The sequence below is a fragment of the uncultured Pontibacter sp. genome (genome assembly GCF_947495565.1).
Classification (GTDB): domain Bacteria; phylum Bacteroidota; class Bacteroidia; order Cytophagales; family Hymenobacteraceae; genus Pontibacter.
Window position 1 is genome coordinate 207419 of record NZ_CANLZM010000007.1, and the last position, 24524, is coordinate 231942.

General features: G+C 50.7%; 24 protein-coding genes. 15 read left to right on the forward strand and 9 right to left on the reverse strand.

The annotated features are described in order from the left end of the window. Window positions 1–60: 60 nt before the first annotated feature. Complete coding sequence (locus Q1B04_RS11095; protein WP_299758879.1) at window positions 61–909, reverse strand: DMT family transporter; 849 nt, start codon at window positions 907–909, stop codon at window positions 61–63. Window positions 910–1254: 345 nt separating this feature from the next. Then, window positions 1255–2244, reverse strand: coding sequence for a tRNA dihydrouridine synthase DusB (gene dusB, locus Q1B04_RS11100; RefSeq protein ID WP_299758880.1), 990 nt, complete (start codon window positions 2242–2244; stop codon window positions 1255–1257). A gap of 53 nt (window positions 2245–2297) precedes the next feature. Between dusB and Q1B04_RS11105 the strand changes: the two genes are divergently transcribed. The 4 genes from Q1B04_RS11105 to Q1B04_RS11120 all read left to right on the forward strand — a co-directional run bounded on the left by Q1B04_RS11105 (window position 2298) and on the right by Q1B04_RS11120 (window position 6338). Continuing rightward, complete coding sequence (locus Q1B04_RS11105) at window positions 2298–3263, forward strand: CPBP family intramembrane glutamic endopeptidase (RefSeq protein WP_299758881.1); 966 nt, start codon at window positions 2298–2300, stop codon at window positions 3261–3263. Between the two features lie 61 nt (window positions 3264–3324). Next, window positions 3325–4152: a phosphatidate cytidylyltransferase gene (locus Q1B04_RS11110; RefSeq protein WP_299758882.1), complete on the forward strand. Its 828-nt coding sequence runs from the start codon at window positions 3325–3327 to the stop codon at window positions 4150–4152. 107 nt (window positions 4153–4259) lie between these two features. Then, window positions 4260–5534 carry a Glu/Leu/Phe/Val dehydrogenase gene (locus Q1B04_RS11115; protein WP_299758906.1) on the forward strand — a complete coding sequence of 425 codons (1275 nt, stop codon included), beginning with the start codon at window positions 4260–4262 and terminating at the stop codon, window positions 5532–5534. A 120-nt stretch (window positions 5535–5654) separates the two neighbouring features. Next, a complete protein-coding gene (locus Q1B04_RS11120; protein WP_299758883.1) occupies window positions 5655–6338 on the forward strand; it encodes a phosphatidylserine decarboxylase family protein in 684 nt (227 codons plus the stop codon). Window positions 6339–6554: 216 nt separating this feature from the next. Here the strand turns inward: Q1B04_RS11120 and Q1B04_RS11125 are convergent, their stop codons facing one another. Together Q1B04_RS11125 and ribD are read right to left on the reverse strand one after the other, a co-directional pair. After that, window positions 6555–7037, reverse strand: coding sequence for a GAF domain-containing protein (locus Q1B04_RS11125; protein WP_299758884.1), 483 nt, complete (start codon window positions 7035–7037; stop codon window positions 6555–6557). A 103-nt stretch (window positions 7038–7140) separates the two neighbouring features. After that, the gene (ribD, locus tag Q1B04_RS11130; protein WP_299758885.1) at window positions 7141–8169 is read right to left on the reverse strand and encodes a bifunctional diaminohydroxyphosphoribosylaminopyrimidine deaminase/5-amino-6-(5-phosphoribosylamino)uracil reductase RibD; all 1029 of its coding nucleotides are present in this window, start codon (window positions 8167–8169) and stop codon (window positions 7141–7143) included. A gap of 223 nt (window positions 8170–8392) precedes the next feature. On the opposite strand from ribD, the gene prmC reads away from it, so the two are divergent. The 7 genes from prmC (at window position 8393) to Q1B04_RS11165 (ending at window position 15519) form a co-directional block, all read left to right on the forward strand. Next, window positions 8393–9247, forward strand: coding sequence for a peptide chain release factor N(5)-glutamine methyltransferase (gene prmC / locus Q1B04_RS11135; protein WP_299758886.1), 855 nt, complete (start codon window positions 8393–8395; stop codon window positions 9245–9247). A 172-nt stretch (window positions 9248–9419) separates the two neighbouring features. Then, window positions 9420–10709, forward strand: coding sequence for a nucleotide sugar dehydrogenase (locus Q1B04_RS11140; protein WP_299758887.1), 1290 nt, complete (start codon window positions 9420–9422; stop codon window positions 10707–10709). A gap of 3 nt (window positions 10710–10712) precedes the next feature. Then, complete coding sequence (gene galE, locus Q1B04_RS11145; RefSeq protein ID WP_299758888.1) at window positions 10713–11747, forward strand: UDP-glucose 4-epimerase GalE; 1035 nt, start codon at window positions 10713–10715, stop codon at window positions 11745–11747. Between the two features lie 2 nt (window positions 11748–11749). Then, window positions 11750–12799 (forward strand): dTDP-glucose 4,6-dehydratase, encoded by a 1050-nt coding sequence (rfbB, locus tag Q1B04_RS11150; RefSeq protein ID WP_299758889.1) that lies wholly within the window; start codon window positions 11750–11752, stop codon window positions 12797–12799. Between the two features lie 19 nt (window positions 12800–12818). Then, window positions 12819–13847, forward strand: coding sequence for an SDR family oxidoreductase (locus Q1B04_RS11155; RefSeq protein WP_299758890.1), 1029 nt, complete (start codon window positions 12819–12821; stop codon window positions 13845–13847). A 17-nt stretch (window positions 13848–13864) separates the two neighbouring features. Further along, a complete protein-coding gene (rfbA, locus tag Q1B04_RS11160; protein ID WP_299758891.1) occupies window positions 13865–14734 on the forward strand; it encodes a glucose-1-phosphate thymidylyltransferase RfbA in 870 nt (289 codons plus the stop codon). 119 nt (window positions 14735–14853) lie between these two features. Then, complete coding sequence (locus tag Q1B04_RS11165; protein ID WP_299758892.1) at window positions 14854–15519, forward strand: hypothetical protein; 666 nt, start codon at window positions 14854–14856, stop codon at window positions 15517–15519. Between the two features lie 21 nt (window positions 15520–15540). Here the strand turns inward: Q1B04_RS11165 and chrA are convergent, their stop codons facing one another. Together chrA and Q1B04_RS11175 are read right to left on the reverse strand one after the other, a co-directional pair. Then, window positions 15541–16710 carry a chromate efflux transporter gene (gene chrA / locus Q1B04_RS11170; RefSeq protein ID WP_299758893.1) on the reverse strand — a complete coding sequence of 390 codons (1170 nt, stop codon included), beginning with the start codon at window positions 16708–16710 and terminating at the stop codon, window positions 15541–15543. A gap of 70 nt (window positions 16711–16780) precedes the next feature. Continuing rightward, window positions 16781–17764, reverse strand: coding sequence for a 2-oxoglutarate and iron-dependent oxygenase domain-containing protein (locus Q1B04_RS11175; RefSeq protein WP_299758894.1), 984 nt, complete (start codon window positions 17762–17764; stop codon window positions 16781–16783). Window positions 17765–17858: 94 nt separating this feature from the next. On the opposite strand from Q1B04_RS11175, the gene Q1B04_RS11180 reads away from it, so the two are divergent. After that, complete coding sequence (locus Q1B04_RS11180) at window positions 17859–18707, forward strand: hypothetical protein (RefSeq protein ID WP_299758895.1); 849 nt, start codon at window positions 17859–17861, stop codon at window positions 18705–18707. Window positions 18708–18854: 147 nt separating this feature from the next. Then, entirely contained in the window at window positions 18855–19259 is a 405-nt protein-coding gene (locus tag Q1B04_RS11185; RefSeq protein WP_299758896.1) for a hypothetical protein, read from the forward strand. Between the two features lie 89 nt (window positions 19260–19348). Here Q1B04_RS11185 and floA read toward each other — a convergent pair whose 3' ends face one another. From floA to proS, 3 genes are all read right to left on the reverse strand, one after another. Next, entirely contained in the window at window positions 19349–20365 is a 1017-nt protein-coding gene (gene floA / locus Q1B04_RS11190) for a flotillin-like protein FloA (protein WP_299758897.1), read from the reverse strand. A 10-nt stretch (window positions 20366–20375) separates the two neighbouring features. After that, window positions 20376–20849: an NfeD family protein gene (locus Q1B04_RS11195; protein WP_299758898.1), complete on the reverse strand. Its 474-nt coding sequence runs from the start codon at window positions 20847–20849 to the stop codon at window positions 20376–20378. 162 nt (window positions 20850–21011) lie between these two features. After that, on the reverse strand, window positions 21012–22490 hold the full coding sequence (gene proS / locus Q1B04_RS11200; RefSeq protein WP_299758899.1) for a proline--tRNA ligase: 1479 nt from the start codon (window positions 22488–22490) through the stop codon (window positions 21012–21014). Window positions 22491–22687: 197 nt separating this feature from the next. Between proS and Q1B04_RS11205 the strand changes: the two genes are divergently transcribed. Beyond that, window positions 22688–23875 (forward strand): hypothetical protein, encoded by a 1188-nt coding sequence (locus tag Q1B04_RS11205; protein ID WP_299758900.1) that lies wholly within the window; start codon window positions 22688–22690, stop codon window positions 23873–23875. Between the two features lie 27 nt (window positions 23876–23902). Continuing rightward, entirely contained in the window at window positions 23903–24454 is a 552-nt protein-coding gene (locus Q1B04_RS11210; RefSeq protein ID WP_299758901.1) for a hypothetical protein, read from the forward strand. Window positions 24455–24524: the final 70 nt, after the last annotated feature.

Here is a 24524-nt window from a genome sequence, read left to right on the forward strand (position 1 = left end):
CGGCTAAGTATACTTTCTACAGGCGGGTTTAGTGGTACGTAGCCTTTGCCAGATGCTCTTTTACTTTGCCCGATTGACGATAAACACGCCCACCATGATAATAACCATGCCGGCGTAATGCCACAGGTGAATCGTTTCGCCATCCAGCACGCCCCACATCAGCGCGACCACCGGAATAAGGTAGGTCGTGGAACTGGCGAAGAGGGTGGTGGATATGTGGATGAGCTTGTTGAAAAGCACCAACGCGATAGCTGTGCTGAACACGGCCAGTATGGTGATGTACATAAGTGCCTCCCATGCCCCCGGCACATGCTGCAGTTTATATATGAAGTCGGTTGTGAACAGGTATAGCAGCGCGATAGGCCCTACCGTGAGCAGCGCCAGGCTGGAGATAGCAATGGCTTTCATGCCGTGTAGGCGGTGCTTAATGATGTTGGCGCTGGTGCCGTAGAAGATTGTGGCCAGCACGATATAAAGGCCATAGTACATATTGTCGAGGTCGGCGTTGCCGTTGCCGGAGAAGATGAGCACAGCCGTGCCCGCTATGCCGATAACAATGCCGAGCATGCGCATCCAGGTGATAGACTGGCTGAAAAGCAGGGCTCCCATTAGAAGCGTGAACAAGGCTGTAAGCGAATTCAGTACGCCCGCCAGGCCACTGGCCAAACGGGTTTCGGCGATGGCGAACAGGAAAGCCGGAAAGAAGTTGCCCAAGAGGCCGCTGCCCAGCAGGAATTTCCAGCGGCTCGGCTCCACCTTGCGTAGGTTCTTGATGGCGAAAGGCACCAGTGCGGCACAGGCAATCACCATCCGCAAAGCGCCCACCTCATCCGAAGAAAAAACTACCAGACCCTTTTTTATAAGTATAAACGAGGTGCCCCAGATAAGGGCAAGTATAACCACGAGCACCCAGGCTATTGCCGGGGTAGCGGTTTCTTGTGTAGCGGGAGTAGTAGCAGTTTTAATAAGTATAAAATTAAAAGCTTAAGACGTTTGGGTACTGCAAAAGTAATGGGTTCATACTTCTAAATATGAATAGCTGCTCCTCCGGCTCCTGAAAGTTTTTATACCTGCTACCGTAGGTGGTGCTAGCGCTTCAAAGCTTAACTGCTGCATCAGTAGCAGACGGCGGCAAGTACAGGAAATAGCTCCTCAGGCTCAACCCGATTCTTGCGGATTTTTGCGCAGCAGAAAGAAAAATCCCCAGCCGATGGGGCGGGGGATGTATTTCTCAATAATCGAGACGCTGATGTATTATACTTCTTCGTAGCTCATGGTCTGTGCAATTTCGTTCAGGGTGTCGTAGATTTCCTGAATGTCCTCAGACTGCACAAGCTTCATGCGCAGCGGCTTAAAGTGTGGCAGGCCGCGGAAGTAGTTGGTGTAGTGGCGGCGCATCTCAAAAATGCCCAGCTTATCGCCTTTCCACTCCAGCGAGTGGGTAAAGTGCTGGCGGCAAACTTCCACGCGCTCTTCTAAAGTTGGCCCCGCTAAGATCTCACCTGTAGCCATGTAATGTTTGATCTCGTTGAAGATCCATGGGTACCCGATGCTGGCGCGGCCGATCATGATGCCATCCACGCCATACTTGTTGCGGTACTCCAGCGCTTTCTGCGGAGAATCAATGTCGCCGTTGCCGAAGATTGGGATGTGCATGCGCGGGTTGTTCTTCACCTCCGCAATCAGGCTCCAGTCGGCTTCGCCCTTGTACATCTGCACACGTGTGCGGCCATGTATACTCAGCGCTTTTATGCCGATGTCCTGCAGGCGCTCCGCCGTTTCCACGATATACTTTGTGTCCTCGTCCCAGCCGAGGCGGGTTTTCACGGTAACCGGCAGGTCCGTCGCTTTCACTATTTCCTCGGTCATCTTTACCATCTTAGGAATATCGCGCAGCAAAGCGGCACCCGCACCCTTGCAGGCCACGTTTTTTACAGGGCAGCCGTAGTTAATGTCAATCAGGTCAGGGCCTGCCTGTGCGGACACAATGGCGGCCTCGCGCATCGACTCAATATCAGACCCGAAAATCTGGATGCCTATCGGGCGCTCGTAATCGAAAATGTCGAGTTTTTGTACACTTTTGGCGGCATCACGTATCAATCCCTCAGAGGAGATAAATTCTGTGTACATGAGGTCGGCACCGTTGGCCTTGCATACTTTGCGGAACGGCGGATCACTCACGTCCTCCATCGGTGCCAGCAGCAACGGAAACTCCCCTAACTCTATGTTAGCAATCTTTACCAAAGCAAAATTTAATTATTCGCGTAAATTTACGCCAATTAAACCTAATTCTCCCTATGAAAGGTTTCATCTCGAAAGATCTGCACCCAAGTTGGGTGCTTTTACTGCTGATCGTATACATGGCAGGCGGCTACTTTGTGGCTATGTTTGTGGTAGGTATACTTTCCAACTTGATCTTCGGAATCAGCTTTATTGAGCTTGCCAGCATAGCCACTAACCCAGCTGACCATCCGCAGGGACCGGGCGTGATGCTGCTCTTGCAGGGCGTACTGCAGTTCTTTGCGTTTATCGTGGCGCCTATTTTTCTGCTGCTTTCCCTCAACTACAGGCTTGGCGATTACCTGAACCAGAAAGTGCCGTCGCCGTGGCTGCTCGTGCTGCTCAGCGGTTTTCTGATTATTGCTATTATGCCAGCCAACTCGGTTATCATCAACTGGAACGCCAACATGAACTTCCCGGATTTTATGAGCGGCTTTGAGGAGTGGGCGCGGGCGCAGGAGGAGCAACTGGCGGAGCTGACAAAACTTATCACGCGCTTTGGCTCTGTGCCGGAGCTGCTGATTGGCCTGCTGGTGTTTGCGGCTATACCTGCCGTGGGCGAAGAGCTGGTGTTTAGGGGCGTTGCACAGCAGCAGATTTTCCGCTGGTTTGGCAACATGCATGTGGCTATCTGGGTTACGGGCATCATCTTCGCGGCCATACACGTGCAGTTTTTCGGGTTTTTGCCCAGAGCCATACTTGGAGCGCTGTTCGGTTATTTATACTTTTGGTCAGGCCGCATTATTGTGCCGATTGTGGCGCACTTTGTAAACAACGGCTTTACCGTATTTTTGCTGTACCTGCATCAAACCCGGACCATAGACGCCGATATTGAGAGTACCGAGGCAATGCCGTGGTACAGTATTGCATTGTCGGTGCTGGTTAGTGCTGCTATTTTATACTTTCTGTACCAGGCTTTTGCCCGCCTGCCGCTGCTGCGCAGACAAAACGGAGCCGCAGAAGCCGATAACAACCTTACCTAGTTATTAGAAAGCCAAACCCTAAACCCATACACTTGTCGCCCCGCCGACACAAGTCCTGTACATGAGTAAAAAGCTATCAACTCTCAGTAATTTAAGTCAACGGATCATAGTAGGGGTGCTGGGCGCCGCATTGTTTATAGGGAGCATCTGGTTTAGCGAGTGGTCATACTTCCTGCTGTTTCTGGGGCTCACGCTGCTGGGCATCTCCGAGTTTTATACTTTAGTTGGCGTGCAGGGCATGCGGCCAAACAAACCGCTGGGGCTTATACTTGGTGCTGTGTTTTTCGCATCTATGTTTCTGGTGCAGAAGGAGGTGATGCCCGGCGAACTGCTTTACCTCTCGTTGCCGCTGCTGTTTCTGGTGTTTATAGCCGAGATGTACCGCAAAAAACCGCAGCCATTCACCAACATCGCTTTCACTATCACGGGCGTGGCCTATGTGGCCGGCCCTTTTGGACTGTTGCACCTGCTGGGCTATTTTGGCGATGCGTACAGCTGGCAGCCTATACTTGGCCTGATGCTGCTGATCTGGGCAGCCGATACCGGCGCTTACATTTTTGGCAAAAACTTTGGGAAACATAAGCTTTTCGAGCGCATCTCACCGGGCAAAACCTGGGAGGGGTGGGCAGGAGGAGCCTTTCTGACAATACTGGCGGGATATGGCATGTCTTTTCTGTTTCTGGATCTGGAGATCTACCAATGGATAGGAGTAGCCGTAATCGTAGCTGTTTTCGGTGTGCTCGGCGATCTTTCGGAGTCTATGCTCAAACGCAGCCTGGGCGTAAAAGACTCTGGCACCTTACTGCCTGGCCACGGCGGCATTCTGGACCGTTTTGATAGTCTTTTGATTGTGATACCGTTTGTCGTGGCCTTCCTCAAAATCTTCTAGAAAAATTTTGTGGCCCGCCTTTAGGAGGTTGTAAGTATAATTCTCAACTTTACCCCGGAATTAAATTAACTGATTAAGTACTCACTAATAAAAATTAAGAGTAGATGATGTTATACAAAGAGCCAGCTCCGATCAAGGATAAGGAAAATCCTTTCGAGTCGATGATGTCGCGATTCAATATTGCGGCTGAGGTGCTGGGGTTGGATGAGGAAGTATACAACGTGCTGAAGTCTCCGACACGTCAGGTGATTGTAAACGTGCCTGTTACGATGGACGACGGTAAGGTGCGTGTATTTGAAGGCTACCGCGTAATTCACTCCACAATCCTGGGCCCGTCCAAAGGCGGTGTACGTTATGCTCCGGATGTATTTTTGGATGAGGTAAAGGCCCTGGCGGCCTGGATGACCTGGAAATGCGCCGTGGTGGACATTCCGTACGGTGGTGCCAAAGGCGGTATTATCTGTGACCCATATTCTATGTCTGCCGGAGAAATAGAGCGTTTAACAAGAGCTTATACTTCTGCGTTGCTAGATATTTTCGGTCCTGACCGTGATATTCCTGCTCCGGATATGGGCACAGGACCGCGCGAAATGGCCTGGCTGATGGACGAGTACTCTAAAACAAAAGGCTCTACGGAGCACGCTGTGGTAACTGGTAAGCCATTGGTGCTGGGCGGCTCGCTGGGCCGCGTAGAGGCAACAGGCCGTGGCGTAATGGTGTCTGCAATGGCTGCCATGGAAAAACTCGGCATGGACCCGCACAAGTCTACGGCTGTGGTGCAAGGTTTTGGTAACGTAGGTGCCTGGGCCGCAAAATTGATGGCGGAGCGAGGCGTGAAGATTCTTGGTATCAGCGATGTAAGCGGTGCTTACTGGAACGATAACGGCATCGATATTGAAGAAGCTATCGAGTATAAAAACGCGCACAACGGCCGACTGGAAGGCTATAAAGGCGCAGAGCAGATGAACCCGGACGACCTGCTGACATCAAAAGTAGATGTGCTGGTGCCTGCCGCCGTAGAAGACGTCATCACGATACACAACGTAGATAAAATTCAGGCCCGCCTGATTGTGGAAGGTGCAAACGGCCCTACTTCTTACAAAGCTGATAACATCATCAACGAGAAAGGCATCATGGTTGTGCCGGATATCCTGGCAAATTCAGGTGGCGTAACTGTATCATACTTTGAGTGGGTACAAAACCGCATGGGCTTTAAATGGACGCTGGACCGCGTAAACGAACGTGCCGAGCGCATCATGAATGAGGCTTTTGAGCGCGTTTATGCCGCTTCTCAGAAGTATAACGTACCTATGCGTATCGCGGCTTATATAGTGGCAATAGACAAAGTTGCCATGACCTATAAGTATCGTGGCGGATTCTAAAATATATTTTTTAGAATAATAATCGAAAGATTATATAATTTTGAAGCAGGTATTAGCCCATCCACGTAACTGGATGGGCTTTTATAAGTTTACAAATACCTGCGGCAAACATACAAACGGATGAAAATTCATAAGGAAGGACGGAAGATCTTATTTTTTACATTGCTAATTCTTGTAGTGCTGAACCTGCTGCTCTACTATTTCAATGCTGCAAATGGCACCTTTAACAGGGTTTTCTCTGCGGTGTCAGCCGTTCTTTTCCTGCTGATCCTGCAATTTTTCCGAAGCCCCTACCGTACGCTGCTGCTGCACGAAGACCTGATTATTGCCCCTGCCGATGGCAAGGTAGTAGTGATTGAGGAGGTAGAGGAGCCGGAGTATTTCCAGGATAAGCGTAAGCAGATCTCTATTTTCATGTCGCCGATTAACGTGCACATTACGCGTAACCCGGTTTCTGGCATCGTAAAGTATTTCAAGTATCACCCAGGCAATTATTTTGTGGCCTGGCATCCAAAATCGAGTACGCAAAACGAGCGAACCACCGTGGTAGTTGAGTCTAACGCTGGCCCTGAAGTACTTTTTCGCCAGATTGCCGGTGCCATGGCGCGCCGCATAGTATGGTATGTAAGCGAAGGCGACGAGGTAAGCCAGGGCGAGGAATTCGGCTTTATCAAATTCGGCTCTCGCGTAGATATCTTTGTGCCGCTGGATACAGAGATAAAAGCAGAACTTGGCCAGAAAACAAAAGGAGGTCAGACAGTTATCGCACAGCTCAAAACACCGCCACCAACCTTGTTTGGGTAAGCTGGTTGTATCACGATAATAAAAATAAGAAGGCCGCTGCAGTTTATACTTGCAGCGGCCTTTTTTGTCTGAACCAGGATTTTCAGGATTAATGGATGGGCAGGATTTAACCTAAACTTAAAAATGCCAATTGACACATTTGCTAATCTTGCGGCTGAGGAAGGATTTATAGAAGTATAAACTTTCCTAAAAGTTGAGCTACCTGATACGCAAAATCTAATACCAGCTCTCCACCAGCTTCATCAGCTGCTCCAGATACTGCTGGTCTACCTCATCAAAATCGTTAAGTTCGTCGCTGTCCACGTCCAGCACGAGCTTAACCTCTCCGTTTACGATGGCTGGCAGTACAATTTCTGATTTAGAGTCGCTGCTGCAGGCAATATGCCCCGGAAAAGCCTCTACATCCGGCACCAGCATGGTTTTCTGTTGTGTGTAGCAGGCGCCGCAAACGCCTTTGTGGTAAGGTATGCGCGTACAGGCAATCGGCCCCTGAAACGGACCTAGCACCAGCTGCCCTTCTTTGTTAAAATATACACCCACCCAAAAGAAGCCCATGCTCTGGCGCAACGCAGCTACCAAGTTAGAGATGTTGGCAATCAGGTCGGTCTCGCCGGTGGTAAGCGCCTCTATCTGCGGCAGCAGCGCCTTATACTTTTCCGCTTTGCTAAGAGATTGGTCTATTAAAAGTGATTCGGCCATAAAATAGTTATCAATGAAGTATGAATGTGCTAATTTCTGAATGTGGTGGTTGGTTGATGTTATAAAGTAATCATACTAACAACAGATAATCATCAACCAAAAATTAAGCCCGGTAGTGCAACAGCTGGTCTGAGCCTAAAGTTTGAATATTAATTAGCCGCCCGAAAGCCATGCCTGGTGCTTTTATGCCTGTAGGAATCGTTTTATGGAGGCTTTTAAACACCAGCGCCTCATCCCAAAGGTTGGCCTGCAGCAGGCTCTCCAACAGAAAAGTGCCGCCTTCCACCATCACCGATAAGATATTGCGTTGGTGCAGGTCCTGCATAATCTGCGGAAGTATAAACTCGCCCTCCTGCAGCTGCACAAAGTATAAATTCTCACGGTTGTCCTGCTGCTTGTAAGTATAAACTACTGTCGGCTGGCTGCCGTCGAACAGGTGCAGGTGCGGAGGCAGGAGTAACTGTTTGTCAATAACCAGGCGCAGCGGATTCTGCCCATGCCACAGGCGCGTGTTCAGGCGCGGGTTATCGTAAAGGGCGGTGCGGCTGCCTACCATAATCGCCTGCTCCCCGGATCGCCACTTATGCACCAGCCGCTGCGCCAGCTTGCCACTGATCTGCTCTTGCCCGTAATTGGCCGCCGCTATAAAGCCATCGGCGGTTTCGGCCCACTTTAAAAGTATGTAAGGGCGCTTCTGGCCATGGAAAGTAAAAAAACGCTTGTTCAGTTCTAGCCCCTCGTGCTCCAGCACGCCCACCTTTACCTGTGCGCCGGCTTCAAACAGCTTCTTAATGCCGCGCCCGGCTACCAGCGGATTAGGGTCGGTGTTGCAGATAACCACATCCTTTACGCCGTGGCTGATGAGCAAGTCGGCGCAGGGAGGTGTTTTGCCGTAATGCGAGCAAGGTTCTAGCGTTACATACACGCGGCTTTTAGGCAGCAGGCTTTTGTCTTCCACGGCGGCGATGGCGTTTACCTCGGCATGCGAGCCGCCGTATTGTTTGTGCCAACCCTCCCCGATAATCTGCCCCTCGTGCACCACCACGCAGCCTACCATAGGGTTCGGGCTGGTGTAGCCGCTGCCAAGTTGGGCCAGTTCCAAAGCGCGTCGCATATACTTTTCGTCGGACATAAGGAGGTCTAGAAGTTAGAAAGTTTAGGAGTTAGAGAGTTAAAAAGTTAAAACAAGGAGTTATTCAAAAGTGATAGTAAGCTACTGAAGCAGCACAGATCTCATGCTGTACAAGCTATAGCACTCGCTCAATAAACTTTAAAGCATCACTTTCTAACTTTTAACTTTCTAACTCAAAAGCTCTACTTTTGCAAAGATACCTAAATCAACAGAAATTACAGACGTGGCCACAATTCAGCAGTTGCAGCAGCACATCCGGGAAAGTATAAAAGCGGCTTACCCTGAGCCGGAGGCGGCAAGTATTGCCCAGTTGGTGCTGGAGCATGTTCTGCAGAAAAACCGTGTGCAGCTAACGCTGGCGCAGCAGGAGCAGGTGCAGCCAGAACAGCAGGAGCAGGTACAGCAGATAATAATGCGGCTGCAGCAGCAGGAGCCGGTGCAGTATGTGTTGGGCATAGCGCATTTTTATGGCCTGGAGCTGCAGGTAGATGAACGGGTGCTGATACCAAGACCGGAAACTGAGGAACTGGTGGACCTGGTGCTGCGGGAGCATAGCGGGCAAAAAGGACTGCAGGTACTGGATATCTGCGCGGGGAGCGGTTGTATTCCGCTGGCGTTGGCGGCCAATTTACCTGATGCAAAAGTATATGGGCTTGAGGTGTCGGAAGGAGCGCTGGAAGTGGCGCGTGCTAATGCGGCAAAGTATAAGCTGCCGGTGGAGTGGCTGCAGTCAGACATTTTTGAGCCGGCGCCAAGTATAAATCCTGCTTCCTTGGACATCATCACGAGCAACCCGCCCTATGTGCTGGAGCAGGAAAAAGAGCAGATGCGGGAGAATGTGCTGCAGTACGAGCCGCACCTGGCGCTGTTCGTGCCCAACCAGGACCCACTGAAATACTACAGAAGAATAACGGAAGTAGCATTGGAGCTTCTGAAAAAGGGCGGCAAGTTATACTTCGAGATAAACGAGCGTTACGGACTGGAGGTGAAGGAGCTGCTGCTAGAGGCAGGTTTTGCGGAGGCACAGGTGGGGCAGGACCTATTTGGGAAAGACCGCATATTGCGAGGTGTGCGGTAGCATCGGCGGAAAATAAGCTAAAATTATCCGAAGTATAAGTTAAAATTGTACTTTTGTGGTAAAATTAACTAAAGACTGAGCTGCTGAAGTATAAACTGCCTCTGATAGCAATAAAAGTAGGGCAGCAGCAATAGGTTAAATAATGTAGAACGATCATCAAACGATAAATAACGTGTACCAGGAAATACTCAACAAAGAAGCCAAACTTGCAGTTATCGGTTTAGGCTATGTAGGTTTGCCTATCGCATTGGCCTTCGCTAAAAAAATCAAAGTAATCGGGTTTGATATTAACTCGAAGCGTGTAGAAATGATGCGCAACAGCATTGACCCTAGCGGTGAGTTGGAAAGCAGTGATTTTGAAGGTGCTGATATCGAATTTACCGACAGTCTGGACGTGCTCCGCGAGGCAAAGTTTTTTATCGTAGCCGTGCCAACGCCAATCGATAACTATGCGCAGCCAGACCTGAAGCCGCTTTTAGCTGCCTCTGCTACCGTAGGCAAGGTGCTGAAAAAGGGCGATTACGTGGTGTTTGAGTCTACTGTATATCCTGGCTGTACCGAAGAGGATTGCGTGCCGGTGCTAGAGCGTGAGTCGGGCTTGAAATTCGGTGAGGACTTTAAAGTAGGATATTCTCCGGAGCGTATCAACCCAGGCGATAAGGAGCATACCTTAGCTAAAATTGTGAAGGTGGTTTCTGGCAGTGATGTGGCTTCTGCTGAAGAGATTGCGCAAGTATACGAGTTGGTAATTGATGCGGGCGTGCACCGTGCGTCATCTATAAAAGTGGCTGAGGCTGCCAAAGTAATCGAGAACACGCAGCGCGACCTCAACATTGCCCTGATGAACGAGTTGTCTATTATTTTCGATAAGATGAACATCAACACTTACGAGGTTTTAGAAGCCGCTGGCACCAAGTGGAACTTCCTGCGCTTCTCACCAGGCTTAGTAGGCGGCCATTGCATCGGTGTAGATCCTTATTACCTGACTTACAAAGCAAAGGCGCTGGGCTATGATGCCAAAGTGATCCTGAGCGGACGTACCACCAACGATACTATGGGAGCGCACATCGCCAACAAATTGGTGAAGATGATGATCATGCGCGGCAAGAATATCTCCCAAACCAAAGTGCTGGTGATGGGCGCTACGTTTAAAGAGAACGTGGAGGATATCCGCAACTCCAAAGTGGTGGACGTAATCCGTGAGCTGCAAAGCTTTGGGGTAAACGTAGAGGTAGTTGACCCCTACGCAAGCTCCGAGGAACTGCAGCATGAGTATGGCTTCGGACTGGTAGAAGAAGCTGGCAAAGATTACGATGCTGTGGTTGTGGCGGTGCCGCACAACGCTTACATGGAGCTGGACGAGAGCTATTTCAAATCTATCATGAACGGTAGCCCAATCCTGATAGACTTGAAAGGCATTTTCCGCAACAAAATCACTGAAATAGAATACAAGAGCTTATAAGTTTTGGCAAAAGAAAAGATATTGGTAACAGGCGGCGCAGGCTATATTGGCTCCCATACAGTGGTAGCGTTGGTAGAAGCTGGTTACGAGCCCGTTATTATTGATAATTTCTCAAACTCTGAGGAAAGTGCGCTGGAGGGAATTGCTGCCATACTTGGGCGCGATATTCCGTGCCACCGCATCGATTGTACCAATGCCGAAGCGCTGCGTGAGGTGTTTGCGCAGGAGCAGGACATCAAAGGCGTGATTCATTTTGCAGCCTATAAGGCTGTGGGCGAATCGGTGGCGGAGCCGCTGAAATATTACCACAACAACGTAGGCTCTCTGGTGACGCTGCTGCAGGTGATGGCTGAGTTTGGCGTGTTTAACCTAGTGTTTTCCTCGTCGTGTACAGTGTATGGCATTCCAGATACTTTGCCTGTAACCGAGCAAACGCCGGTGCAGAAGGCCAACTCACCTTACGGCAACACCAAGAAAGTATGCGAGGAGATTCTGACGGACCTGGCCAACAGCGGCAACAGCCACATCAAAGCTACGGCGCTGCGTTATTTCAACCCAATTGGGGCGCACCCGTCTGCTAAAATTGGGGAATTACCCCTCGGCATACCGAATAACCTGGTGCCTTTCATCACGCAAACCGCCGCAGGTATACGGGAGCAGTTAACTGTTTTCGGAGATGATTATGATACGCAGGACGGTACTTGCATTCGTGATTACATCCATGTGGTAGACCTGGCGAAAGCACATGTGGTGGCGGTAGAGCGTCTGCTGCAAGGCAAAGCCGAAAGTATAGAATTCTTTAACGTGGGCACCGGAAATGGGAATACCGTATTGGAGGCGATTCACGCATTTGAAAAGGCATTTGGCCAAAAGTTAAACTATAAAGTGGGCCCGCGCCGCGCCGGTGATGTGCCAAAAATCTATGCTGACGTAACCAAGGCTACGCAGGAACTCGGTTTTAAAACCACCAGCACCCTGGAAGAGGCCATGAAAAGTGCCTGGGATTGGGAGTTATCCCTTCAAAAAGAAAAAGTATAAGTATGAAAATATTGATTACAGGCGGCGCGGGTTTCATTGGCTCGCATGTGGTGCGCCTGTTCGTGACCAAGTACCCAAACTACCAGATCTACAACCTCGACAAGCTGACTTATGCGGGCAACCTGCAGAACCTGTCGGACATTGAGGAGCGCGAGAACTATACTTTCTTGAAAGGCGACATCGTAGATGCTGCTTTCCTGGAGGAGATTTTCTCGGAGTATAAGTTTGATGCGGTGGTGCATCTGGCGGCTGAGTCGCACGTGGACCGCTCCATCTCTGACCCGCTGGCCTTTGTGCAAACGAATGTGATCGGTACAGTGAACCTGCTGAACACTGCCCGCAAGTACTGGGCTGACGACTACAGCAAGCACCTGTTCTACCACATCTCCACCGACGAAGTATACGGCTCGCTGGGCGAGGACGGCCTGTTTACCGAGGAAACCGCCTACGATCCGCGCTCACCGTACTCAGCCTCAAAGGCAAGCTCGGATCATTTCGTGCGGGCGTATTTCCATACTTATGGCCTGCCGGTGAAGATCTCGAACTGCTCGAACAACTACGGCCCGAACCATTTCCCTGAGAAGCTGATTCCGCTGGCCATCAACAACATCAAAAGCGAGCGCCCGGTGCCTGTGTACGGCAAGGGCGAGAACGTGCGCGACTGGCTGTATGTGCTGGACCACGCGCGTGCCATTGATGTGATCTTCCATGAGGGCAAGCTGGGCGATACCTATAACATTGGCGGCGTGAACGAATGGAAGAACCTGGACCTGATTGAGCTGCTCTGTGACCAGATGGACGAAAAGCTGGATCGCGAGAAAGGCCACTCCCGCAAGTTGATTACCTTTGTGAAGGACCGCGCCGGCCACGACCTGCGCTACGCCATCGACTCTTCCAAGCTGATGGATGAGTTGGGCTGGAAACCATCGGTAACCTTTGAGGAAGGTCTGAGCAAAACCGTAGACTGGTACCTGCAAAACCCGGAATGGCTCGAAAACGTGACCTCCGGCAACTACCAGAGCTACTACGAGCAGCAATACACCGATCGCTAATCTATCAAGCAAAGTATACATGTACGATTTCCCTTACCACGAGAAACCACTCGAGAACCTGTCTTTTTTAATAACCGGAGGTGCCGGCTTTATCGGCTCTAACCTGGTGGAGTACCTGCTCAAGTATAACGTGGGCAAGGTGCGCGTGCTGGACAACTTCTCGAACGGTTTCCGCAAAAACATAGAACAGTTCCTGGATAACCCAGCATTTGAGCTGATGGAAGGCGACATCCGTGACCCGCAGACTTGTATGGATGCCTGTGCCGGAATGGACGTGGTGCTGCACCAGGCGGCGCTGGGTTCTGTACCGAGAAGTATAAATGACCCGATCACGAGCAACAACGTCAACGTGGGCGGCTTTGTGAACATGCTGGTGGCAGCCAAGGAGAACAATATCAAGCGCTTCGTGTACGCGGCCTCTTCCTCCACCTACGGCGACAGCAAGGAATTGCCGAAGGTGGAAGACCGCATCGGCAAGCCGCTCTCGCCGTACGCCGTGACCAAGTATGCCAACGAGCTGTATGCGGATGTATTCGGTAAAACCTATGGCATGGAGATTATCGGGCTGCGCTACTTCAATATTTTCGGGCCGAAGCAAGATCCGAATGGTGCCTATGCGGCTGTGATTCCTTTGTTTATTGATGCTTTGATCCATAACCAATCGCCGAAGATTAACGGCGACGGCGGCCAAACCCGCGACTTCACCTTTGTGGAGAACTGCGTGCAGGCAAACATCAGAGCTGCGCTGGTGGAGAATCCGGAGGCTGTGAACCAGGTATACAACATTGCTGTGGGCGACAGAACCTCACTGCTGGAGATGTTCAACATCCTGAAGGAAACAGCTGGCTCCGAGGTGGAGCCTATCCATGGGCCAGACCGGCCCGGCGACATCCGCGATAGCCTGGCCGATACCTCCAAAGCGCAAGGCCTGCTGGGCTACGACCCGAAAGTACGCATCGGCGAAGGCCTGAAGCTTACCTTTGAGTGGTTTAAGTACAACCAGGAATTTATTTACAGAGACACTGACAAAGCAGCTGCTGTAAAGTAATTCATAGTATACCTCACATGAAAGGAATCATACTTGCCGGCGGCTCCGGCACCCGGCTGCACCCGCTCACGCTGGCCGTGAGTAAGCAGCTGATGCCGGTCTACGACAAGCCGATGATCTACTACCCGCTCTCCACGCTCATGCTGGCAGGGATCAGGGAGATCCTAATCATCTCCACGCCGCATGATTTGCCGATGTTCGAGCGCCTTCTGGGCGACGGCAGCCAGATCGGCTGCAAGTTCAGCTACAAGGTGCAGGAGGAGCCCAACGGGCTGGCGCAGGCCTTCGTGATCGGGGAGGAGTTCATCGGCACGGACAAAGTAGCGCTGGTGCTGGGGGATAACATCTTCTACGGCTCGGGCATGAGCAAGCTGCTGCAGGCTAACAACGACCCGGACGGTGGCGTGATCTACGCCTACCACGTGCATGACCCCAAGCGCTATGGCGTGGTGGAGTTTGATGAAAAGATGAAGGCTGTGTCCATTGATGAGAAACCTGTAGAGCCAAAGAGCAGCTACGCTGTGCCCGGTTTATACTTCTATGATAACGAGGTAGTGCAGATTGCAAAGAACCTGAAGCCCAGCCCTAGGGGCGAGTACGAGATTACGGACGTGAACAAGGAGTACCTGAGGCGGGGCAAGCTGCAGGTGGGCGTGCTCAACCGCGGTACCGCCTGGCTCGACACGGGCACCATCCAGTCGCTGATGCAGGCGGCCACCTTCGTGCAGGTGATCGAGGAGCGGCAGGGCCTCAAGATCGGGTGCATCGAGGAGGTGGCCTGGCGCATGGGCTTCATCAGCGAGCAGCAGCTACGCAGGGTGGCAGAGCCGCTGCGCAAGAGCGGCTACGGCGAGTACCTGCTCCGGATGCTGAAAGAGAAAATATAGCATGAAAGGCTACCTGAGAGGGTGGCCTTTTTTATTAGTGGAAACAGTACAGGAGCTATAAAAAGAACAGTACAGAAACTATATTGCCAAATATATGATATGGTAAAAAACTCAAGAAAATGAAGAAGTGCCATCTTATGATTGTTGCAGCAGTACTAGTGTGCTTTTTATTAAGTTGCGGCAACAGCAATTTAGCACCAGCAGAGGCTAGTGTAGCCCAAACTGAACAAAATCATGCTGTATTCGAGGGGAGTGGTGAAGAAATAGATTTGTTAGAAAAAAAGAAATCAACAGAGGCTTCGGAAACTGCTGACTTCAGGGCTACTTGCGAAGAAAAACATGAAATAGATGATGAGTTTGAGGACCCTATAATCATCAAGACCTGTTGGTACAGGAATTTTAAATCTGTATCTATTGGATCACCTGATTATGTAGGGCGTTATAGTTGGAATCATCAGCTGTCAAAATCAGAGCAAGGTAAAGAGATTGAAATCAATAATTCTTCGCTGTTCAATGAAAAGCAAAATGAGTTGTTAACACAGGTTAACCAAAGGGTAAAAGCTAATTATCAGGAAGTGTTAGCTAGCGATTCAGAGAATGATAGTCGATGCTTTGAGGGAGTAGAAGCTGTGCGGCATTTTGAAATGAATGCGTTTGGAATAAGCTTTGACGAAGATACAATCAGGTTTTATGCTGATTTTGAACTTTCGAATGCCTGTTTTGCAGTTGGAGGAACAACAGTTTCTTTTAAATTGAAGGACATTGAGCAGTATTTGTCAACGTAATATTTTGAAGTCTTGCCATAATCACACCAAAAACCCCAGCAGCAGCCCGGTAAGTATAAGCACTGGCGCAGGAATCTTGGTAAACATGAGCAGGCAAAACGTAGCTACCACAATACTGAAGTTAAGAACTGTGTTTTCGATGGGATGGTAGAGCAGAATAGCGGCAGCCACCACCATGCCCGAGCTCACGGCGCTAATGCCCTCCAGCGAGGCGCGCACCACTCTATACTTCTTCAGTTCATCCCAAAACCGGATTACGAAGAAGATCAGGAACGTGCCTGGCAAGAATATGCCTACTGTAGCCACAAAAGAGCCCAGTAATTGCCCGCCAATGCCATACTCCCGCATGGCCAGGTTGCCGATAAAGGAAGTAAAAGAGAAGGTTGGCCCCGGCAGCGCCTGCACAATCGCGTAGCCCGACAGAAACTCCTCGCCTGTTAGGTAATGCTTAAAATCTACGAACTCGGAGTAAAGCAGCGGGATGAGTACCTGTCCGCCACCAAATACCAGGCTGCCGTTTCGGTAAAAGTTCTCGAACAAGCGCACCGGCAGCGAGGAGGTATAGGCTCCCAGCACAGCGGCTACAACCAGCACCGCTACATAAAGTATAAAGTTGGCCCACTGTATCTTCAGCTGCTTATCCTTCTCCATGGGGTGCTGCTTAAAGCGCAACGCGGTTACAGCGCCTCCTGCAATCAGCAAGGCCGGGAACACCCACGGCGAAGAAAAGAAATACGCAAGTATGGCCGAAATCACCATCAGCACCACCGCTGTTTTAGTATGGATCACTTTAGAGCTGATCATGTAGGCGGCATAGGCCACAAAGCCCACGGCCATAGGCTGAATAATGCGCAAAAACTCCAGCGAGATACCCTGCTCCTGCAAGTATGAAATGGCCAGCGCAGCCACCGCCATGATGGAAGCGGCAGGTAAAATCCAGATCAGCAGCGTGAGGTATGCGAGGTTAGGGCCACCTATTTTGTAGCCTATCGCGGTGATGGTTTGTGTGGAGGTTGGGCCTGGAAGTATGGAGCAGAGGGCGTTGAGCTCTATTAGCTCCTGCTCGGTAACATAGCGGCGCTTATCCACGAGTAACTTAAACATGAGGGCAATATGCGCCTGGGGCCCACCAAACGCAGTGAGGGCCAGCAGTAACACGTCTTTCAGGAAGATGTAGTAGCGCAAACTCATAATCGCATAAAAATAAAAAAAGAGAGACAGCTTTTTAGCCGACTCTCTTTTTTATCGCAAATTTTTATACTTAGGCTTTTTTCAGGCCCAGCTCAATCAGTCGCTCGTTCAGGTACTCGCCTGCGGTTGCGTCTGGGTAAGCTTTCGGGTTTTTCTCATCAATGCAGCTCTCCAGGCAGGTAAGATCCATTTCGGAGCGCGGGTGCATAAAGAACGGGATAGAGTAGCGTGAAGTATGCATCAGCTCGCGCGGCGGGTTAACCACACGGTGGATGGTAGACTTCAGCTTGTTGTTGGTCAAGCGCGCCAGCATGTCGCCTACGTTCACGATTACCTGCTCGGGAAGGGCTGTAATCGGAATCCACTGGCCATCGCGGCGAAGCACCTGCAAGCCATCGGCACTGGCACCCATCAGCAGGGTAATCAGGTTAATGTCGCCGTGCTCAGCAGCTCTAACTGCATCAGCCGGTACGCTGTCCGGGTTCTCGATCGGGAAGTAATGGATAGGACGCAAAATGCTGTTGCCATACTTTACCTTCTCGTCAAAGTAAGTTTCTTCCAGGCCCAGATGAACGGCAATGGCGCGAAGCACTTGTTTGCCGGCTGCCTCCAGCTTGCGGTAAGCCTCCAGAGATACTTTCTTAAAATCAGGAACCTCTGCAGGGAAGATATTCTCCGGGTATTCAGCTTTAATCGGGTCGCTGTCCGGGATGTCGCTCAGTTCCTGGCCCACATGGAAAAACTCTTTCAGGTCGCCGGTGTTAAAGCCTTTGGCCTTCTCTTTTCCTTTGCCAATATAGCCTCGCTGGCCGGCAAGCTCCGGGTTTTCATACTTTTGCTTTACCTCGTCTGGCAAGGCAAAGAATTCTTTTGTGGCCGCATAAAGCTGCTCTGTCAGCTCATCGCTAAGGCCGTGGTTGCGCAGGGCAATAAAGCCGATGTTTTGGTAGGCTTCGCCCAGCTGCTTAACAAATTGAGCCTTTCTCTCAGCATCTCCAGAAGTGAAATCAGCCAGGTCGAGAGAAGGGATCTCGTCAAACAAAATCTCGCTCATATATTAACTTTAGCGTATACTTTTTCGTGATGTTCACGTAGTTCGCAATATACGAAGAATAATTACTAAATTAGCTACCCAGCTAACCTAACAAATGATGATGAAAAAAACGTACCTACTGATGGCTTCGGCCCTGATGCTCTGTTTTTCGGCCTGCGATACCGCACGCCAGACGCAGGAGGCTGAAAACCAAACACCCGAAGCCTCCAGAGTTATAGGCGGCCCGACTCCTTCAGGCGCTGTTATGAGCAAGAATGGTCTGCGTGTTTACGCATTCGACAATTCACAGAAATACCCTGAATCACAGATGCGCCTTAACACGCCGCCTGCTGGAGGTGTGGTAGACCCAGGCCCGGTTCAGTTTAATTACACACTGTCTAACTTTGAGCTGACGCGCATGACGCCGCATTCCAATGCCGAGCACATGGCTAACTCTCAGGAGGGGCAGCACATCCATAACATTGTGGATAATGAGCCTTACACAGCCCATTACCAGACGGAGTTTACAAAGGAGATGGACGAAGGGGAGCACGTGGTGCTGTCGTTTATTTCCCGCTCTTACCACGAGAGCCTGAAGCACAAAGGCGCTTTTGATTTGCGTAAGATTACCGTGGGCCGCCCAACCGAGACAATGGAGTTTGATGAGAGTGCGCCGCACATGTTCTACAGCCGCCCGAAAGGCGATTATGTGGGTCCGGACCAAACTGGAAAAGTGATGCTGGACTTTTATCTTGTAAACACTGACCTTTCTACAACCGGAAACAAAGTGCGTGCCACCATCAACGGCACAGAGTTTATGCTTGACCGTTGGATGCCATACATCATGGAAGGCTTACCGATGGGCGAGAATACCATTAAGCTTGAACTGGTAGATAACAGCGGAAACGTGCTGCCAGGTCCGTTTAACAGCGTAGAGCGAACATTTACGCTAAGAGCGCAGTAAGCTGTTGAAATTTTAAAGTATAAACCCCGCTTCTGTAGCTACAGAAGCGGGGTTTATACTTTAAAAGCGGCCTCTTTTTTAGGATGTCAGATAGCTTCTGATAAGTTTTTGTAGTACATGAGTAGAAAGCCTGTAAATACAAAGCCTATGAAATCAGCAAAGACAATTTTGCTCTTGTTAAGCATAGTTGCTGGGTGTACCGCAAAGCAGCCCCAGCAAACAGCTAGAGGTAATGAAGTGCTGATGGAGCAACGGAATGTGAGCCTTTACCGGAAAACACCGAAAGTATGGCCGGCAAAAGGAAAGGTGGTCGCTACCTCGGATAAGCTTATTTTTATCCCTACGCCATACTTTGGAGCGCTCTATGTAAACGGGCAGGACAGTACTTTTGTGCAATTGAGTAGCGCTGTAAACCTGGAGGAGAAAAAGTGGATGCTCGTGTTCCCGTTTGGGCTTCAGCTAATAACTGAGGATGGCTCAAAGTATACTTTCGTTACAACACGCCGCAGAGAGCTGAGCAGGAAAATACAGGGATTAAAACAGGAGGAGTAAGTATAAAACAGTCTTCTGCTGCAAATTAAAGCGCAACGGCCACCCCGTACTTTGGAGTGGCCGTTGCGCTTTAGTGTATAAATCTGCTGTTAGTCTTTCGATCTGGAAGGCGTGTTGCTGCCACCGCCACCGCCTCCGCTGCCACTCTGGCCCGGGTTAGCAATGTTGTTGCGCATATCCGTATCCGATTGGATGTTCTGCATGCGGTAGTAGTCCATAATGCCCAGGTTGCCGCTACGGAAGGCGGCTGCAATAGCCTGCGGGATTTCAACTTCTGCCTGAATCACGTTGGCGCGGGCCTCCTGTGCCTTGGCTTTCATTTCCTGCTCCACGGCCACGGCCATGGCGCGGCGCTCTTCAGCTTTGGCTTCTGCTACTTTCAGGTCGGCGCCAGCCTGGTCTATCTGCAGTTTTGCGCCAATGTTCTCCCCAACATCAATGTCAGCAATATCAATAGAAAGAATCTCGTAGGCAGTACCTGCATCCAATCCTTTCTGCAGCACGAGTTTGGAGATAATATCCGGGTTCTCCAGTACACTTTTGTGCGAGGTAGAAGAACCGATGGATGTTACGATGCCCTCACCCACACGGGCAAGTATGGTTTCCTCGCCGGCGCCACCCACCAGTTGGTTGATGTTGGCGCGAACCGTTACGCGGGCTTTAGCGATCAGTTGTATGCCGTCCTGCGCCACAGCGGCTACGTTTGGCGTGTTAATTACCTTGGGGTTAACGGAAGTTGTTACGGCCTCAAACACGTTACGGCCAGCCAGGTCAATGGCAGTGGCTTGCTTAAAGGAAAGCGGGATATTGGCTTTGTCGGCAGAAATAAGTGCCTTTATAACGGTTGGCACGTTGCCGCCTGCCAGGTAGTGCGTCTCCAGTTCGGTGGTTGTCAAATCGATGCCTGCCTTCGTGGAGTTGATCATGGAGTTGACGATGAGGCTTGGCGGCACCTTTCTGATGCGCATGAACACCAGCTCGAGCAGGCCCACTTTTACGCCAGAGAACAGCGCTGTAATCCAAAGGCTGATCGGCACAAAGTATAAAAAGATGATGAGCAGGATAATGCCGCCTGCTATTAAAAAAATGGGGGTTAGGTTTTCCATCTACGTTTAGTTAGGAAGTTGCTTCTACAATAATCTTATTTTGATTGAGCCCGATAATACGTACAGGAGTATTAGGATCTAAAAACTCGCCATTTGTCTGTACCTCGTGGTGTCTTTCTGCAAAAAGAGCGGTGCCCTGCGGCCGTAGCGCAGAAACGGTTATACCTTCTTCGCCTACTGCCAAAGCATGAGGAAAGTCTTCGTTTACACGGCCCCGGTTCTGATCTTTCAGAGCAAAGCGAGTCCAGCTGTCAGAGCGAAAACTATAGAAGAAAGCCAGTCCGCCAATCAGCACGGTAGCCGCAAGTATAATATGCCCAGTCTCATTGCCTAGCGCCGCATACCCTATCCAAACACCGATAGCGGTAAGTACAAAGCCCAGTATGCCTACTATGGTGGTGCCGGGTACAAAAATCAGCTCCACTATAATAAGCAGCAGGCCAATGCCGATAAGCAAAACAACTGTTATCCAATCTAGTAGCATAGGGCAATGCGTTATAATGTACAATATAGTAATTTCTTCATTGTTTTGTTAGAATAGTTGCCAAACCAGCATATAAACCAACCAAAAGCAAAAATCGCCACCTGCCGCAGTGGCAAGTGGCGATTAAAGTATAAAAAAGGCTAATCAGCGCAGAACCGTTGCTTAATAAGCCTTGGCAAAGTATACGCGTTGCTTGCTTGGCTTGCCCGTCAGCATATCCACGCCTTCTTCGTCCGGTGTGTTAAGCGCTATGCAGCGTATAGTTGCTTTTGTTTCCTCCTTGATGCGCTCCTCCGTTTCAGGAGTGCCATCCCAGTGGGCAAGTATAAAACCGCCTTTGGTCTCGAGTACCTGCTTAAACTCCTCGTAAGAATCCACTTTAGTTGTGTGCTCTTCACGGTAGTTTAAAGCCTTGCTATAGATGTTCTCCTGGATCTCATCGAGCAGGGCCGGGATATAGTCTGCCAGCGTGGCGAATTGCTGCGTGCTCTTCTCCTTGGTGTCGCGGCGGGCTACTTCGGCGGTACCGTTCTCCAGGTCGCGGGCACCAATGGCAATGCGCACCGGCACACCTTTCAGCTCCCACTCGGCAAATTTAAAGCCAGGGCGCTCGGTGTCGCGGTTATCAAATTTCACGCTGATGCCTTTGGCCAGCAGCTCGCGCTTCAGTTGGTTTACTTTCTCAGTGATCTGCGCCAGTTGCTCTTCGCCTTTGTAAATCGGAACGATTACCACCTGGATAGGAGCCAACTTTGGCGGAAGCACCAGTCCTTCGTCATCAGAGTGGGCCATAACCAGCGCACCCATCAGGCGTGTGCTCACACCCCACGAAGTGCCCCATACGTGCTCCAGTCCACCATCTTTAGTGGCATACTTTACATCAAACGCCTTGGCAAAGTTCTGGCCCAGGAAGTGCGACGTGCCCGCCTGCAGTGCCTTTCCGTCCTGCATCAAACCTTCAATACAGTAAGTGTCTAGGGCACCCGCAAAACGTTCGTTTGGTGTTTTAACACCGCGAACCACTGGCAGGGCAAGGTATTGTTCAGCAAAAGTGGCGTAAACCTCCAGCATCTGCTCTGTTTCGGCAATAGCCTCTTCAGCGGTAGCATGGGCCGTGTGGCCTTCCTGCCACAGGAACTCGGCTGTGCGCAGGAACAGGCGCGTACGCATCTCCCAGCGCACCACGTTGGCCCACTGGTTTATCAGCAGGGGCAGGTCGCGGTAACTCTGTATCCAGTTTTTGTAGGTGTTCCAGATCACGGCCTCAGAAGTTGGGCGCACAATCAGTTCTTCCTCCAGCTTGGCGTTAGGGTCCACGCGCAGTTTGCCTGCCTTATCCGGGTCAGCCTGCAGGCGGTAGTGGGTTACCACGGCGCACTCCTTGGCAAAGCCCTCGGCGTTCTGCTCCTCTGCCTCAAACAAGCTCTTTGGTACAAACAGCGGGAAGTATGCGTTTTCGTGGCCTGTGGCCTTGAACATGTCATCCAGCACGCGCTGCATTTTCTCCCAAATGGCGTATCCGTATGGCTTAATTACCATGCAGCCGCGCACAGCCGAGTTCTCAGCCAAGCCTGCTTTCTTCACCAGCTCGTTATACCACAGCGAGTAGTCATCGCTTCTTTTAGGTAACCCTTTGCTCATCTTGCTTTTATTTATCTTTAATATCTAATTTAAAATCCTTTTGGAACAAATTTTGTTACTAAATCAAGTGTAGTACACGGACATCATTCCGTTCCAAAATTACGTTAATATTATAAACTATAGATAAGGTTTTGCCCCAATTGTGCTTATCTTTGATATAGAAGAAGTTAATACCCACAGAACATCAGCAGAAGGCCATGAAAAAATATACTTTGTTTACCTTAGCCCCCGCACTTGCCCTGCTGGCTGTAGGCTGTAGCAGCCCTGTTGCTATGCAGTCGTCGGAGTACGACGATATGTATTACAGCTCTTCAGACCAGACGGTATACGTGGAGCCGGCACCGCAGCAGCAGCAGCCAACGCAAGCTTATCAGCAGTATGACAGCCGCAGCGAAGAAGTAGCGCTTGCCGAAGGCGAGGTGCTGAATCCGGAATACTCCGAGAGCAACATAACCCAAAACTATAACGGCGATGAATACTACGACGGGCGCACTTATGACGCACGCGATAACTGGTACCGCCCTGACTATTCTTATGTAGACCCATACTGGGGATCGTCTTACGTACCGCGCCGCGCAAGCTATGCGTTCTATGACCCATTCTATGATCCGTTTTACCACGACCCGTTTTACTATGACCCTTTCTGGAGCAATGCCCGTTTCAGAACCGGCGTGAGCATCAGCTTTAACTATGGATGGGGCGGAGGCTTCTATGGCTCACCGTATCGTGGCTACAGCAATTGGTGGCCAGGCAGCTATGGGCACGGTTTCTACAACGGCTATTACAGGGGCTTGCATAACAGCTATTACGCGCACAACCCGTATGGCTGGTACAACGACAGGCCAGTAGTAATCGGGAAGGCGAGCAGCGTGCAGTACGGCCCGCGCGACAGCCGCAACACGCAGGTGGTTGGCAACTCCGCTGCCGGTAGACCATCCAGAGATGGCACCATCCGAACCGAGAGCACCGGACAGCAGCAAAGCGTAGGCAGACAGTCGCGCAGCAGCCGCAGCACGGTGGCGCCAGCCGACGGCACCAAGCAGGAGCTTCCGGCAAGGCCAAGCCGCTCCAGCCGCAGCACTTCAGTACAGCCGCAGGAGCAGAATGCGCAGCCAGTACCAAGCCGCAGCAGCCGCAGAACACGTGAGTATACGCCAAGCCGCTCGTCGGAGCAGCCGCAGCAGCGCCGTGAGGTACGTACCCGTACTATTGAGCGCCAGCCTAGCCGTACCATAGAGCGAAGCCAGCCAACCCGTACCATTGAGAGCAGACCGAGCCGCACGTTTGAGAGCCGCCCAAGCAGCTCACCGAGCCCAAGCCCATCAAACAACAGCAGTTCATCATCATCAGGCAGCAGCGGACGCCCTACACGAGGAAATAATTAGACCCATAGTATAAAAACTATATAACAGATGAAGAAGACACTATTGGCCAGCCTGGCGCTTTTGCTGGGCTGGGGCGGTACTGCTTTTGCCCAAACGGAGGTAGACGCACTGCGTTACTCTCAGTTGGGCGTATCGGGTACTGCGCGTATACAAGGCATGGGCGGTGCACAAACAGCGCTCGGAGCAGATATTTCCAGCCTTTCCGGTAACCCGGCTGGTTTGGGTATGTTCCGCCGATCAGAATTTACCATTACACCAGGTATCCAAACCGTAAACAATAATACTTCTATACTTGGAGAGCGCAACACGAGCAGCAACAGCAATTTTGTATTTCCGCAGTTGGGTGTGGTTATTTCTAACAGGAGAGGCGACAGCGAAGCAAGCGACTGGCGCGGTGTAACTTTCGGCATAGGATTTACCCGGCTCAACAACTTTAATGAGCGCTATACTTCTTATCGGACTGATAATAATATCGATGCGGATGAGTACCAAAAACAATATGATCAATATCTGAATGATATGGTTAATTGGGAGGAAAATAACTTTCAAGGTCCAATGCCATTAATATCTGATTCCTGACTAACGTTTATTTCTCAGGCCATTGTGAAGCCTAACTCTTCAGGTCCTAGGTCTAATTTAGCGATGTTTT

What these genes read in the sequence shown, in the direction of transcription:
- Q1B04_RS11105 (WP_299758881.1), top strand. Translation starts at nt 2,298, where the DNA reads ATGAAAGGTTTCATCTCGAAAGATCTGCACCCAAGTTGGGTGCTTTTA.
- Q1B04_RS11110 (WP_299758882.1), top strand. Translation starts at nt 3,325, where the DNA reads ATGAGTAAAAAGCTATCAACTCTCAGTAATTTAAGTCAACGGATCATA.
- Q1B04_RS11115 (WP_299758906.1), top strand. Translation starts at nt 4,260, where the DNA reads ATGTTATACAAAGAGCCAGCTCCGATCAAGGATAAGGAAAATCCTTTC.
- Q1B04_RS11120 (WP_299758883.1), top strand. Translation starts at nt 5,655, where the DNA reads ATGAAAATTCATAAGGAAGGACGGAAGATCTTATTTTTTACATTGCTA.
- Q1B04_RS11125 (WP_299758884.1), bottom strand. Translation starts at nt 7,037, where the DNA reads ATGGCCGAATCACTTTTAATAGACCAATCTCTTAGCAAAGCGGAAAAG.
- ribD (WP_299758885.1), bottom strand. Translation starts at nt 8,169, where the DNA reads ATGTCCGACGAAAAGTATATGCGACGCGCTTTGGAACTGGCCCAACTT.
- rfbB (WP_299758889.1), top strand. Translation starts at nt 11,750, where the DNA reads ATGAAAATATTGATTACAGGCGGCGCGGGTTTCATTGGCTCGCATGTG.
- Q1B04_RS11155 (WP_299758890.1), top strand. Translation starts at nt 12,819, where the DNA reads ATGTACGATTTCCCTTACCACGAGAAACCACTCGAGAACCTGTCTTTT.
- rfbA (WP_299758891.1), top strand. Translation starts at nt 13,865, where the DNA reads ATGAAAGGAATCATACTTGCCGGCGGCTCCGGCACCCGGCTGCACCCG.
- Q1B04_RS11165 (WP_299758892.1), top strand. Translation starts at nt 14,854, where the DNA reads ATGAAGAAGTGCCATCTTATGATTGTTGCAGCAGTACTAGTGTGCTTT.
- chrA (WP_299758893.1), bottom strand. Translation starts at nt 16,710, where the DNA reads ATGAGTTTGCGCTACTACATCTTCCTGAAAGACGTGTTACTGCTGGCC.
- Q1B04_RS11175 (WP_299758894.1), bottom strand. Translation starts at nt 17,764, where the DNA reads ATGAGCGAGATTTTGTTTGACGAGATCCCTTCTCTCGACCTGGCTGAT.
- Q1B04_RS11180 (WP_299758895.1), top strand. Translation starts at nt 17,859, where the DNA reads ATGATGATGAAAAAAACGTACCTACTGATGGCTTCGGCCCTGATGCTC.
- Q1B04_RS11185 (WP_299758896.1), top strand. Translation starts at nt 18,855, where the DNA reads ATGAAATCAGCAAAGACAATTTTGCTCTTGTTAAGCATAGTTGCTGGG.
- floA (WP_299758897.1), bottom strand. Translation starts at nt 20,365, where the DNA reads ATGGAAAACCTAACCCCCATTTTTTTAATAGCAGGCGGCATTATCCTG.
- Q1B04_RS11195 (WP_299758898.1), bottom strand. Translation starts at nt 20,849, where the DNA reads ATGCTACTAGATTGGATAACAGTTGTTTTGCTTATCGGCATTGGCCTG.
- proS (WP_299758899.1), bottom strand. Translation starts at nt 22,490, where the DNA reads ATGAGCAAAGGGTTACCTAAAAGAAGCGATGACTACTCGCTGTGGTAT.
- Q1B04_RS11205 (WP_299758900.1), top strand. Translation starts at nt 22,688, where the DNA reads ATGAAAAAATATACTTTGTTTACCTTAGCCCCCGCACTTGCCCTGCTG.
- Q1B04_RS11210 (WP_299758901.1), top strand. Translation starts at nt 23,903, where the DNA reads ATGAAGAAGACACTATTGGCCAGCCTGGCGCTTTTGCTGGGCTGGGGC.